General features: G+C 74.2%; 11 protein-coding genes. 6 read left to right on the plus strand and 5 right to left on the minus strand.

Annotated elements, in window-relative coordinates:
- Positions 1-29 precede the first annotated feature (29 nt).
- The 3 genes from BM339_RS07800 to BM339_RS07810 all read right to left on the minus strand — a co-directional run bounded on the left by BM339_RS07800 (position 30) and on the right by BM339_RS07810 (position 4,650).
- Complete coding sequence (locus BM339_RS07800) at positions 30-572, minus strand: methylated-DNA--[protein]-cysteine S-methyltransferase (RefSeq protein WP_075020364.1); 543 nt, start codon at positions 570-572, stop codon at positions 30-32.
- 74 nt (positions 573-646) lie between these two features.
- On the minus strand, positions 647-3,283 hold the full coding sequence (locus BM339_RS07805; RefSeq protein WP_075020365.1) for a DUF6493 family protein: 2,637 nt from the start codon (positions 3,281-3,283) through the stop codon (positions 647-649).
- On the minus strand, positions 3,280-4,650 hold the full coding sequence (locus BM339_RS07810; protein WP_021599812.1) for an SWIM zinc finger family protein: 1,371 nt from the start codon (positions 4,648-4,650) through the stop codon (positions 3,280-3,282). The genes BM339_RS07805 and BM339_RS07810 overlap by 4 nt, the downstream gene beginning before the upstream one ends.
- Positions 4,651-4,786: 136 nt before the next feature.
- Here BM339_RS07810 and BM339_RS07815 point away from each other — a divergent pair, with 136 nt between their 5' ends.
- The 3 genes from BM339_RS07815 to BM339_RS07825 all read left to right on the plus strand — a co-directional run bounded on the left by BM339_RS07815 (position 4,787) and on the right by BM339_RS07825 (position 6,505).
- Positions 4,787-5,143, plus strand: a complete 357-nt coding sequence (locus tag BM339_RS07815) for a hypothetical protein (RefSeq protein ID WP_021599811.1) — start codon at positions 4,787-4,789, stop codon at positions 5,141-5,143.
- Between the two features lie 54 nt (positions 5,144-5,197).
- Positions 5,198-5,509 (plus strand): DUF3817 domain-containing protein, encoded by a 312-nt coding sequence (locus BM339_RS07820; RefSeq protein ID WP_235206511.1) that lies wholly within the window; start codon positions 5,198-5,200, stop codon positions 5,507-5,509.
- Between the two features lie 72 nt (positions 5,510-5,581).
- Positions 5,582-6,505, plus strand: a complete 924-nt coding sequence (locus BM339_RS07825; RefSeq protein ID WP_075020366.1) for a bifunctional helix-turn-helix transcriptional regulator/GNAT family N-acetyltransferase — start codon at positions 5,582-5,584, stop codon at positions 6,503-6,505.
- 644 nt (positions 6,506-7,149) lie between these two features.
- Here the strand turns inward: BM339_RS07825 and BM339_RS07830 are convergent.
- Positions 7,150-8,586 (minus strand): DHA2 family efflux MFS transporter permease subunit, encoded by a 1,437-nt coding sequence (locus tag BM339_RS07830; RefSeq protein WP_075020367.1) that lies wholly within the window; start codon positions 8,584-8,586, stop codon positions 7,150-7,152.
- A 112-nt stretch (positions 8,587-8,698) separates the two neighbouring features.
- Between BM339_RS07830 and BM339_RS07835 the strand changes: the two genes are divergently transcribed.
- A complete protein-coding gene (locus tag BM339_RS07835; protein ID WP_024936049.1) occupies positions 8,699-9,343 on the plus strand; it encodes a TetR/AcrR family transcriptional regulator in 645 nt (214 codons plus the stop codon).
- Here BM339_RS07835 and BM339_RS07840 read toward each other — a convergent pair.
- Positions 9,321-10,583, minus strand: coding sequence for an MFS transporter (locus BM339_RS07840; RefSeq protein WP_075020368.1), 1,263 nt, complete (start codon positions 10,581-10,583; stop codon positions 9,321-9,323). The genes BM339_RS07835 and BM339_RS07840 overlap by 23 nt on opposite strands.
- 326 nt (positions 10,584-10,909) lie before the next feature.
- Between BM339_RS07840 and BM339_RS07845 the strand changes: the two genes are divergently transcribed.
- A complete protein-coding gene (locus tag BM339_RS07845) occupies positions 10,910-11,332 on the plus strand; it encodes a hypothetical protein (protein WP_075020369.1) in 423 nt (140 codons plus the stop codon).
- On the plus strand, positions 11,326-11,556 hold the full coding sequence (locus tag BM339_RS07850) for a helix-turn-helix transcriptional regulator (RefSeq protein ID WP_021596329.1): 231 nt from the start codon (positions 11,326-11,328) through the stop codon (positions 11,554-11,556). The genes BM339_RS07845 and BM339_RS07850 overlap by 7 nt, the downstream gene beginning before the upstream one ends.
- Positions 11,557-11,567 lie beyond the last annotated feature (11 nt).

Below are 11,567 nucleotides of genomic sequence, written 5' to 3' on the forward strand. Positions count from 1 at the left end.
TAGGTTTTCCGACTTCCCGTCGGTAAACGTCACGGTGCGCGGGTGATGTCCCAGTCGAGGGTGGCGGGGAGGGCGCCCTCCAGGGTGAGGAGCCAGCGCTTGACCTCGACGCCGGAGCCGCCGCTGTAGCCGCCGAGGCCGTTCGAGGCGACGACCCGGTGGCAGGGGACGATCAGCGGGATCGGGTTGCTCCCCATCACCTGGCCGATGACCTGCGCGTGCACGCCGGTGCCGCTGCGGTCGCCCAGCTCCCCGTAGGTGACGACCTTCCCGTACGGGACGGACGCGTAGAGCGTCGAGAGCACCTGCCGCTGGACGTCCGACGTGAGCCGCCAGTCGACCGGGGTCTCGAAGTGCTTCAGATCGCCGGCGAAGTAGTCGCGCAGTGCGGACAGGACGGGTTCCGTCCGGCCGGGGGCCTCCACCACCGGCAGCCCGGCGGCCTTGGCGACGCGGGCGCGGGGGGCGGGGGTGTCGCGGAAGTGCAGCGAGATCACCCCCGTCTCCGTCTCGCCGACGAGCAGGCGGCCGAGCACGGTGTCGACCGTGCCGAACGCGAGTGTCTCGGTCATCGTCCAGCGCTCCTTCCGGCGGATCTCAGCGTCCCATACGGGACCGACACTCCTGGCAACACCGGGACGCCCGCTCAGGTTGCGAGGGCCCGGTCGAGCCGCTCGGCCTCCTTGACGAGCCGGCTGGACCCGCCGCGGTCCGCCACCGCCCGGACCTCGGGGATCGGGCCCCTCGCCCCGGTGCTCTCGGCCATGCGGGTGCCGAGGGCGATGAGGTCGGGCACCCCGGTGGCGGCGCGCTCGCCCGGGGCCGGGAGCGCGTCCGGGAGGGCGGCCCTGATGATCGTCCAGACGTCGGCGTGGGCGCCCGCGTCGGCGGCGGCCGTGAGCGCCTTCACGGCGCGCGAGGGGGTGACGCGCTTCAGCGCGGCCAGCCTCCCGAGGGCCGCGCCGGTCTCGGCCGCCGGGAGGGCGCCCTGCGCGCTGAAGGCGAGGACCGCCTCGACGACGCTCGTCCGCTCGTCCGGGCGCGGGTTGCCGAGCGCGAAGGCCAGCAGCGTCCCGGTGGCCGCGCCGGTGGGCCCGTCCGCCTCGGCCAGGTCGAGCAGGAGGGCGCCCTGGCCCCATCCCTCGTCGCCCAGGTAGGGGACGAGATGCGCGGCGGCCACCTCGCGGTGGGACGGCAGGACGGACGGCCAGAAGGCCGTGGACAGGCCGTAGGCGTCCGTCCCGACGCCCGTCCAGCCCTCCTCGGGGAAGGCGCACAGGTGGGCGATGTCGGAGTCGCCGGGCACGTCCACCGTGGACAGGACCCGGGACGGCAGGCGCCGCACCCGGCCGCCGACCGTCGCGACCGGCTCGTCGAGCAGCTCGCACGTGACGGCGGGGTCGGCGAGGCCGCCCTGGGCGAGCCAGGCCGCGACGGCCTGCCCGGCCTCGGACGCCAGCCCCTTCGCGCGCGCCGCGGCGGCCGGGTCGATCTCGCGGGGGACGCGGAGCATCGCCTGCGCGAGCTCGGCACGGCCGGGCTCGATGCCCGCCTCCTCCAGCCGTTCGAGCCGTCCGACCAGGACGTCGGGGTCGACGTGGCCGCCGCCCTCCGTCGGCGTCGCGAGCAGGACGGGCACCGTCCCGACCGCCGACGCGATCTCGTGCCTCCGCAGGGTGAGGAAACGCTCCAGTTGCGGGGCGGAGTCCGCCGCACGGGACCGGCCCTTGATGAGGGCGGCGAGGGTGCGGTACATGCGGGGCGGCGTCGCCGGGCGGAGCAGGGTCTGCACGGGGAACTGGGCCCACCTCTCCCGGGCGGCCCCGTGCATGTACGTGTAGGCGTCGGGGTTGGTGATCCATGGCGCGTTCTCGTCGGCCGGCGTCCTCAGCGCCTCGCGCGTCCCCTCCGGGTCGCGGTGGGCGAAGCCGATGAGGGCGGCCAGGAACCGTTCGGCCGCGCGCCAGTCCTCCTCCATGCCGCGCAGAAGGCCGGCGAACTCCTCCGCCAGTTCCGTGAGGGACCCGATCGGCGCGGGCGCCTCGCGCGGGACGAACGGCGGCGGCGCCATGGGCGGCTCGGGCTCGGCCCCCGCGTCGACCTCGCCGAACGCCTGCGCGATCTGGTCGCGCGGGACGGGCGGGAGGTCGGCCGCGGCGCCGCGGACCTCCTCGCGGACGGCCTCGCCCGCGTGGCCGGCGTGCCGGACCGCGATCTTGACGGCGCGCTCCCGGAGGTCGAGCGCGTCGGAGGTGAAGACGGCGGCGACGGCCCGGAGCGTCACATCGACCCGGCCGCGCTTGCGCGCCGACCTGTCGAGCCAGCCCAGCGTGTTCCGGACGAGCTTCTTCTCCGTCCGGAACAGCGCGGCGTCCGCCGCCTCCTCGAACAGGGCGCCGTCGAGGCGTCCGAGCTCGTCGGCCCGCCGCACCTGGCGCAGGGCGAGGTCGGCGACGGTCGAGGGTGCGGCGGGCAGCAGCCGGACGTAGTCGCGCACGCGCTCGACCACTTCGTCCTCGGTGGGTTCCAGGGCGTCGTGCAGCCGGACGAACCAGCGCAGGTTATGGGGAGTGCCGCCGCGCAGGAAACGCCTCACGCAGCCGTCGAGGAGGAGCGCGCGGTCGAGCCGCCCGGTGTGCGCGAGAGCGGCGATGGCCGCGGCCCAGGTGCTCATCCGGGTCTTGTCCCACTTCAGTCTGGCCTCGTCGTCGGCGAGAGCGGCTCCCACGCCCTCCGCCTCGAACAGCCTCGGGACGAGCGCGTCCAGGAACGGGTCGTCGGCGAGCCGCTGCGGGACGGTCTCGGTCACCCACCCGACGACGAACCCGTCCGACTCCGGGGGAGCGGCACCCGCCGACCGGGTGAACGCCGCCGCGATGTACCAGAACGCCCACTCGCCGTCCGAGGCGCGGATGCGGTCGGCGACGCGCCGGGCGACCTCCGCGCGCCACTCGGCGGGACGGTGCGACGTGACGGCGTCGAGGGCCGCGCAGAGCCGCGCGTAGCGGTCCGCGCTCCACCACAGCCGCATCTCCCTGCGGCACAGCCACGTGGCCACGCCCGCCGGGCCGCCGATCGTTCCCGCGCCCGCGACCATCAGCGGCTCCAGGACCCCGCGGTCGAGGAACCCGTACTCCGACGCCGCGCGCATCGCCTTCAGCCGTCCGGGCAGATCCTTGGCGATCTCGCGGCGCCCGTCCTCGCCGAGCCCGGCGACCAGGCGCGCGGTCCGGTCGACATCATGGTCGTCGATGGCCTTCTGGACGTCGTCCCAGGTGCTCATCGCGCCGCCTCCACGGCCGTCTCGCGGCGGACCGTCCGGGCGGCGAGGACGTGCTTGCACGGTCCGCGCTCGCCCCGATGGTCGAACCACCACGGACAGGTGCACGTGACGCGGTCGCCCTCGAAACGGACCTGACGCTCTCCGCCGTTGCTCACCACGACGGCGGCGTCCTCGCCCGTGAACCGGACCGCACCGTCCTGAACGAGCTTGCGCGCGGACCGCAGCCGGGGGTTGAGGTCGGCCACCCGCGCCGGGTCGTAGGGCAGCTCCCGGTGGAAGAACGCGGCCTCGGCCGCGTCGAACCCGACGCGTCCGGACGTCCCGAGCTGGACCAGCGCCGCCTTCGTCCGCTCCAGCGTGAGGCCAGATCGCTCCGCCAGAAGGTCCGGCTCCACCCGCGGCTCGAACGACAGCAGGGCGCCCACCAGATCGGCGTCCCCTGCTGCCTCGTCGGTCGAGAGGGCGTCCAGCACCGCCCCCTCGCCGGAGAAGCCGCGCGAATGCTGAGGGGACAGCGTCAGCACGTACCGCATGCCGGGCATCTCCAGCTCCCACACGCTCGACACGGGCCCGCCGCCATCGGCGGCGGACGGTCCGTAAACGCGCAGGGCCCGCGCGAAGCGGAGCAGCGGCAGCATCGTCCGCAGCCGGTCCGGCCCGGCCAGGCACACCGCCCCGGCGGCCGGACGGGACGCGACCCGGAGCGTCCGCCCGGCGGGCACCGCCCACAGCGGCCCGCGCGAGCCGCGCGGCAGGGACCGCAGGAAGCGCACCGCGTCGGGCCCTTTCAGCTCGCCCCGCAGATCGAACCCCGCCGTGATGACCTGGACCTCGGCGAACCCCCGGAGCCACCGGTCGGGCAGCGGCACCTTCTTCTCCACCACGGCGCCGTCCATCGTGGTCACCGCCAGCTCGTCGGCGCCGACCGCCAGATGCAGCGGGTCCGACCCGCCCACGCGGGCGAGCGCCTCCCGCAGGGGCCCGTTGACGTCCACGTTCGTCGTGCCGCGCTCGTGCACCTCGCCGTCCAGGGCGGGCTCCAGGACGTCCAGCCGCGCGTAGACGCCGCCGCACGCCGAGAACGACTCCATCCGGATCCGGTCGCCGTTGCACGTGACGACCGGATCCCGGAACGACGTCGGCCGCGGCTGGAAGTACCGCGTCTGGGCGACGTCGGCCAGGGCCAGCAGGGACGCCGCGGCCGGCGCCGCCTGCGTCAGCACGCCGCTGAAGAAGTACGGGTGCGCCTGCGGCCCGCTGCCGGTCGTCCCACCGGACGTGGAAAGGCCCAGCAGGCCCTCGCCCAGCCCGGACGGCCGTGTGTACGTGTACGCCTGTGCGGTCCCTGCCGCCACGCTGCTCGCCATGCCCGGCAACGTAAGGGCAACCCGTGACAGTTTCGGGTGATCTAGTGGAGTTGGTCTGGGAAGAGGAGGGTGCGCGGCCGCCGCGACGGGCGGGGTCGCGGTCGCGGTCCGGTGGACCGCGGGTAGGCTCGGGGACGTGCGACGGTTCCTCACCCCAGGCTGGCTCGGGCTGCACGCGCTCGCGATCGTGCTGTGCGGCGCGTTCCTCGGTTTCGGCTGGTGGCAGTTCGACCGCGCCCAGTCCGGCAACGACCGCAGCTGGGCGTACACGTTCGAGTGGCCGATCTTCGCGATCTTCGTCGTGGTGATGTGGGTCAAGATGATCCGCGACGAGCGGGCCGGCGTGCAGCCGGCCCCGAAGGTGATCGAGGAGCCCGCGGAGGCCGAGGTGAAGAAGGAGATCATCCGGCAGCAGGAGGAAGAGGACCCCGCACTCGCGGCCTACAACCGCTACCTCGCGCGGCTCAACGCGCAGAGCCGCGGGCGCGGCTGACCCCGCCCTCGCCGCTACGTCCGGACGAAAGGTGTGACTCCTGTGGAAGGCGCGGTGACCAGGTACCGCATCCTGGCGCTCGTGGTCGGCACGCTGCTGGTGCTGCTGACGATCGGCATGGTCCTCAAGTACGGCCCCACCGACATGCCGGCGCTCGCGGGCATCGTCGCGCCCGTCCACGGGTTCCTCTACATGGTGTACCTGGTGGCCGCCTACGACCTGTGGCGGCGGACGGGCTGGCCGCTCGGCCGGATGGTGATGATCGTGCTCGGCGGCATCGTCCCGCTGATGACCTTCTTCGTCGAGCGCAGGATCGTGCACGACGCGCGGGCGCTGCCGCCCGCCAAAGCGGAGGCGAAGGCCTGATCCCTCCCGGGACTGGTGTCCCGCCGTGTTGATCCCCTAATGTTTGACCGAGTCAAACGTTGGGAGGCGGTCATGGCGGTGACCCCGGAGGACGTCGGCACGGTCCGCGCGTTCAACCGCTTCTACACCGGCGTCATCGGCGTGCTCGGCGAGGGCCTCGTCCGGTCGCCGTACTCGCTCACCGAGGCGCGGGTGATCTTCGAGCTGGCGCAGCGGGAGGACTCCGAGGTCCTCGCCCTGCGCCGCGCGCTCGGCCTCGACGCGGGCTACCTCAGCCGGATGCTGGCCCGCTTCGAGGCCGACGGCCTGGTCGTTCGCGAGCGCGCGGCGGGTGACGCGCGCCGCCAGGTCGTCCGGCTGACCCCGCGGGGCCGCGAGGTCTTCGCCATGCTGGACGAGCGCTCCGTCGCCGAGATCCGCGATTTACTGGACGGGCTGGACCCCGCCGGCCGCCGCCGTCTCGTCTCGGCGATGCGCTCCATCCAGGAGATCCTCGGGGACCGCACGCGCGGCGACGGGTTCACGTTGCGCGCGCTGCGTCCCGGCGACCTCGGCTGGGTGGTGGAGCGCAACGGCGCCCTCTACGACGAGGAATGCGGCTGGGACCGCACCTACGAGGCCCTCGTCGCCTCCGTCGTCGCCGACTACGTGCGCGGCCACGACCCGGAGCGGGAGGATGCGTGGATCGCCGAATCCGGCGGCGTCCGGGTGGGCGCGGTGTTCTGCGTGCGGCGCGAGGACGACGTGGCGCAGCTCCGGCTGCTGCACGTGGAGCCCGACGCCCGCGGGACGGGGGTCGGGGCCGCGCTGGTCGCCGAGTGCGTCCGGTTCGCGACCGAGGCGGGCTACGCCGAGATGATGCTGTGGACCACGGCGCTCCAGCGTCCCGCGCACCGCCTCTACGAGCGGGCCGGGTTCGTCCTCACCGAGGAGGAGCCGCCGGTGGAGCGGTTCGGGGACGTCGTGCACGGGCAGGTCTGGCGCCTGAAGCTGTGAACCGGGGCCCGTGGAGGGTGTCGCTCCTCCACGGGCCGGTTCCGCAGCGATCCCTTACTGCGTCGGCGGCCGGGACGGGGGTCGGACGAAGTGCCGGCCGCCTGTGTTCACCGGCGCGGCGCCGGTTCTTCTCGGGGCTGGCTCCCACCTCCCTCCCGTCGTGTGCCGGGCGCGGGCGATCGCCCGGCGATCTGGAGAGGGCGCCACGACGGCGCCCGGATGCCCGGGGCCGGACCGGCGGCAGGGTCCGGTGCCGCCGGCCGCCGGTCCGGCCGTGGGGACGCCGGTGCCGCGGGGGCGGGCGGCACCGGGCCCTGGGGAGGACGTCGGCGCGGCACCGGTCCGGTACGGCCGAGGACCCGAGGTGTGTCGCCGCGCGCCGGGCCCGCGGCACCCGCTGGGGGGCGGGTCCGGCCGCGGTGCGGCGCGCGGTGAACGCCCTCGGCCGTACGGACCGGCCCGCGCGGGGGAGGGGACGGGGAGGCGGACCGCATCTCACTCTCCGTGCGGATCATCCGCCGCCTCCCGTCTCTCGACCTGGGGCTTTTGCCACCCCGAGGATCATTCGTTCACTGTGTGTCACTATCTCGTTGCGTTAAGTACCCGCACGTCATGCGCGTGTAAACCGGCCCCGGCGCAAAGAATCAAGATCGCGAAGCGTCCTTTACCCCGGCATTGCCGGAACGGAGGGCCGGGGCCTCCCGGGGCCGTCCGGGCAGCGCGGCGGTGCCGGCCAGGATCACCGCCGCGGCGGCGGCGCCGAACCAGGCCACGCCGTGGTATCCGGCCGCGGGCGGGCCGCCGGCGGCGTGCTGGACGATCAGCGCGACGACCGCGATGCCGGCCGAGGCGCCGAGCTGGTTCAGCATGTAGAGCACCGAGCTGCCCTGCGGGACGAGCGCGGGCGGCAGCGTCCGGTACAGCGCGCCCATCGTCGGCGCCCCGACGCAGCCGAGCCCGAGGCCGACGGCGAACGCGGCGAGGGATGTCCAGACCTCGCCGGCGTCGGCCGTCACCCGCGTGAAGGCCAGCATGCCGAGCAGTGCCAGCGCCGCGCCGCCCTGGGCGAGGGCCCGGGACCCGGCGCGGTCGGACAGCCGTCCCGCCACCGGCATGGCGAGGGCGCCGCCGAGCCCGACGGGCGTGACCAGCAGGCCGGCCGCGAGCGCGCCGTGCCCGTGGGCCTGCTGGTAGTACAGCGGCAGCATGAAGAGGGCGGCGAAGGTGCCGAGCCCGGTCAGCGTCATGACGGCGACGGAGGCGGTGAAGGACGCGCGGGCGAACAGCCGGACGTCGATGAGCGGCGGCGTCCGGCGGACCCGCAGCGCGTGCACGGCGTAGGCGGCGAGGAGGACGGCGGTGGCCGCCAAAGGGACGAGCGGCTGCCAGGCGGGCTGCCCCACCGCCCTGGACAGGGCGAGGACACCGGCGGCGAACCCGGGCCCCAGAAGCGCGAGCCCGGTGACGTCGAGCGGGGTGCGCGGCGCGTCCGGATCCCGGGGGCCGGCCGCCAGGACGCGCCGCGCCAGCAGCAGGGCCGCCGCGCCGACCGGCAGGTTGATGAGGAACATCCACCGCCAGCCGAGCGCGTCGAGCACGATTCCGCCCACGATGGGACCGGCGACCGGGCCGAGGGACAGGATGAGGCCCATCAGCCCCATGACGCGTCCCGCGCGGGCGGGTCCGGCGGCGCGGGCGAGCAGGACCAGCACCAGCGGGTCGATGATCCCGGCGCCGAGCCCCTGCAGGACGCGGAAGGCGATCAGGCTTCCCACGTCCCACGCCAGCGCCGAGGCGAGCGAGCCGGCGAGGAAGACCGTCAGCCCGCCGAGCCACAGCCGCCGCGCGCCGACCCGGTCCACCGCCCAGGAGGTGACCGGGATCGCGATGGTCAGGGCCAGCAGGTAGGCGGTGGAGACCCAGCCGACCGCGCCCAGCGAGGTGCCGAACCCGGCGACGAGGGTGTCCGCCGCGACGGCGACCATCGTCCCGTCCAGGATGCCCATGATCCCGCCGAGCAGGACCGCCGCGATCAGCCACCGCAGCGCGGGGTCGAACCGGCCGGTGTCGGTTCCATTCATGCTTCGCCTCCAAAATTAGACTCATCAGTCTGGAAAAGAAGACTAGACATACTTGTCTTTGTCGGTCCACTGGACCAGACTCATGAGTCCAATCCGGGCTAGACTCGTGAGCATGAGCGCAGCGGGAGCAGCGGATCTCACCGGGTCGCGGGGGCGCATCGACAAGAGGCAGGCCATCCTCGACGCGGCGTTCGCCGTCTTCGCCCGGGAGGGGTACGTCCAGGCCGGGGTGGACGCGATCGCCGCCGAGGCGGGCGTCGCCAAGGCCACCGTGTACAACCACTTCGGCGACAAGGAGACCGTGCTCCGCCAGACGGTCGCGCTCCTGGCCGAGCAGGCGCTCGCGCAGAACCTGGCCGCCGTCGAGCGCCTGACCGACACCGGCGGCGACCTGCGCGAGCTCCTGGAGGACGTCGGCCTCAGCCTCGCCCACTGCTACTGCGACGAGCGCTCCTGGACGCTGCGCCGCCTGCTGCTCGCCGAGTTCGGCCGCTTCCCCGACCTGATCGGCGTCGTCTACGGGCAGGTGAACGACCGGGTGATCGAGGCCCTGGCCGACCGCCTGGCGCGGCTGGCCCTCGCCGGCCGCCTGCGCGTCACCGACCCGGTCGCCGCCGCCGAGCAGTTCGCGGCCCTGCTGGGGGCGCCGCTCGACAAGCGCACCCAGCTGGGCACCAGGGACATCGCCGACGAGGAGGTCCGCGCCGTCGCCCTGGGGGCCGTCGACACGTTCCTCAAGGCCTTCGCGGCGCCCTGAGCGGCCGGTCGCGGGCCGGGCCGGCCTGCCCGCCGGCCCGCACCGCCACGGCGGTGCGGCGGTGGAGGACGTGGCGGGCCAGGGCCAGGCCGGCCAGGACGGCGACCAGCGCGCAGAGGCCCGTCCACCCGGACCGGGTGTAGGCGGTGGCGCCGAGCCACGAGCCGGTGCTGCCGCCCAGGAACGCGCAGGTCATGTAGGCGGTGTTGACGCGGCTGCGGGCGTCCGGGCGCAGCGCGAGGATCCGGGCCTGGTTGGCGACCATGCCGGACTGCATCGCCACGTCCAGCAGCAGCGTCCCGGCGCCGAGCGCGACGAGCCCGGCCGCGCCGCCCAGCGCGCCGAGCGCGAGCACCGCGGCGGCGGCGATGGTCCCGAGGATCGCGGCGAGGTTCACCGGGTCGGACCCCGCGCGGTCGACCAGCCGTCCCGCGACGGGCATCGCGACCATGGTGCCCGCGCTGACCAGCGCGAGGACGCCGACCGCCTGCGCGCCGAGGCCGTACGCCGGGCCGGTGAGGAACAGCGCGACGCCCGTCCACACGGCCTGGAAGCCGCCGAAGATCGTCGCCTGGTAGAAGCACGAGCGGCGCAGTTCCGGCTCCCGGCGCAGCAGCCGGAGCGGCGCGGCCAGCAGCGCCGGGTACCGCTGCCGCGACGGCGGGGCGGTCGCCGGCAGGGCGAACGCCAGGGCCGCGGCGATCGCCAGCGCGACGACGGCGGCGATCAGGTACGGCGCCCGCCAGCCGAGCCACTCGCCGGCCAGGCCGCCGAACGTCCGGGCGAGCAGGATGCCGCCGATCGACCCGGCCAGCAGGGTCCCCATCACCGCGCCGCGCCGGTCGTCCGGCACCAGCCCGGCCGCCATCGGCGCGATCACCTGCGCGACCACGGTCGTGACCCCGACGAGCGCGCTCGCCCCGACGAGCCCCGGCAGCCCGGGCGCGCCGGCGGCCCCGAGCAGGCCCGCGCCGGTCACGCCGAGCATGACGACGATCAGCGTGCGATGGGGGAAGCGGTCCCCGAGCGGCACGAGCAGGAAGTTCCCGGCCGCGTACCCGAACTGCGCGGCGGTCACCACCAGCGCGGCCGAGTCCGGCGAGACGCCCAGGCCGTCCGCCACCAGCGGGCTGACCGCCTGAGGAAAGTAGATGTTCCCCACGGCGACGCCGCAGGTCAACGCCAGAATGAAGATCACCCAGCGGCCGGGGAAGGCCGCCGGCTGTACAGAAGACGACACGGATGCTCCATGTGGTTCGACACCGGCGCACGCCTCGCGCAGGCAGGTCTGGCGGGACGATCCCCGCGTGGGACTCGCCTCGGCGTCGTGGAGCGTGGTGCCGGCTAGGCCGCCGCGCGCTCCACCGCCGAGCAGCCGGTTGTCGTGGCGGTGACGGTGTACACGGGCAGCCTCCTGAACCGCATCCGGAACATCGCGCCGACTCTCACACAGGGCCCCGCCCCGCGCAAGGGGATTCCCGGCCACCGCCAAGTCAAGAAAACTAGACATCATGTCTGCCCTGTTTTACATTGCGAGATGTCAGGTTTGCTTTACCAGGAGGTGCGATGGCGCTGGAGGAGAAGCGCGCGTGGATCATGCTGACGGTCTCGGTCTGCGCGTACGCCGCCTATCTGATCGCCGTCCTCGGGCGGACCGGGTTCGGCTCGCTCGCCGACGAGCCGTACGCGGCGACGCTGCTCTGGAGCGTCGGCGCGGCGGTCGCGGTGTCGATCGCGCTGAACATCGCCGTCGCGATCCCCGCCGCCGACCGGGCGAAGGACCAGCGCGACCGGGAGATCAACCGGGTCGGCGAGCACATCGGCCAGTCGTTCCTCGTGATCGGCGCGCTCGCCGCGCTCGTCCTGGCCCTCGCCGAGGCGGACCACTTCTGGATCGCCAACGTGATCTACCTGGCGTTCGCGCTCTCCGCGGTGCTCGGCTCGGTGGCCAAGATCTTCGCCTACCGCCGGGGCTTCCAGTCATGGTGAAGCCCACCCGGGTCACCAACACGATCCGCGCCCTGCGGTTCGCGAACGGCCAGATGACGCAGGCGGAACTGGCCGAACGCATCGGCATGACCAGGCAGACGGTCATCGCCATCGAGCAGGGCCGCTACTCGCCCTCCCTGGAGACCGCGTTCCAGATAGCGCAGGTGTTCGGCGTGCGGCTGGACGAGGTCTTCCAATACCCCGGCGACCCCTCGGACAGCTGAAGCACAAGGAG

This window comes from Actinomadura madurae (assembly GCF_900115095.1).
GTDB classification, from domain to species: Bacteria; Actinomycetota; Actinomycetes; order Streptosporangiales; family Streptosporangiaceae; genus Spirillospora; species Spirillospora madurae.

What these genes read in the sequence shown, in the direction of transcription:
- BM339_RS07800 (WP_075020364.1), bottom strand. Translation starts at nt 572, where the DNA reads ATGACCGAGACACTCGCGTTCGGCACGGTCGACACCGTGCTCGGCCGC.
- BM339_RS07805 (WP_075020365.1), bottom strand. Translation starts at nt 3,283, where the DNA reads ATGAGCACCTGGGACGACGTCCAGAAGGCCATCGACGACCATGATGTC.
- BM339_RS07810 (WP_021599812.1), bottom strand. Translation starts at nt 4,650, where the DNA reads ATGGCGAGCAGCGTGGCGGCAGGGACCGCACAGGCGTACACGTACACA.
- BM339_RS07825 (WP_075020366.1), top strand. Translation starts at nt 5,582, where the DNA reads ATGGCGGTGACCCCGGAGGACGTCGGCACGGTCCGCGCGTTCAACCGC.
- BM339_RS07830 (WP_075020367.1), bottom strand. Translation starts at nt 8,586, where the DNA reads ATGAATGGAACCGACACCGGCCGGTTCGACCCCGCGCTGCGGTGGCTG.
- BM339_RS07835 (WP_024936049.1), top strand. Translation starts at nt 8,699, where the DNA reads ATGAGCGCAGCGGGAGCAGCGGATCTCACCGGGTCGCGGGGGCGCATC.
- BM339_RS07845 (WP_075020369.1), top strand. Translation starts at nt 10,910, where the DNA reads ATGGCGCTGGAGGAGAAGCGCGCGTGGATCATGCTGACGGTCTCGGTC.
- BM339_RS07850 (WP_021596329.1), top strand. Translation starts at nt 11,326, where the DNA reads ATGGTGAAGCCCACCCGGGTCACCAACACGATCCGCGCCCTGCGGTTC.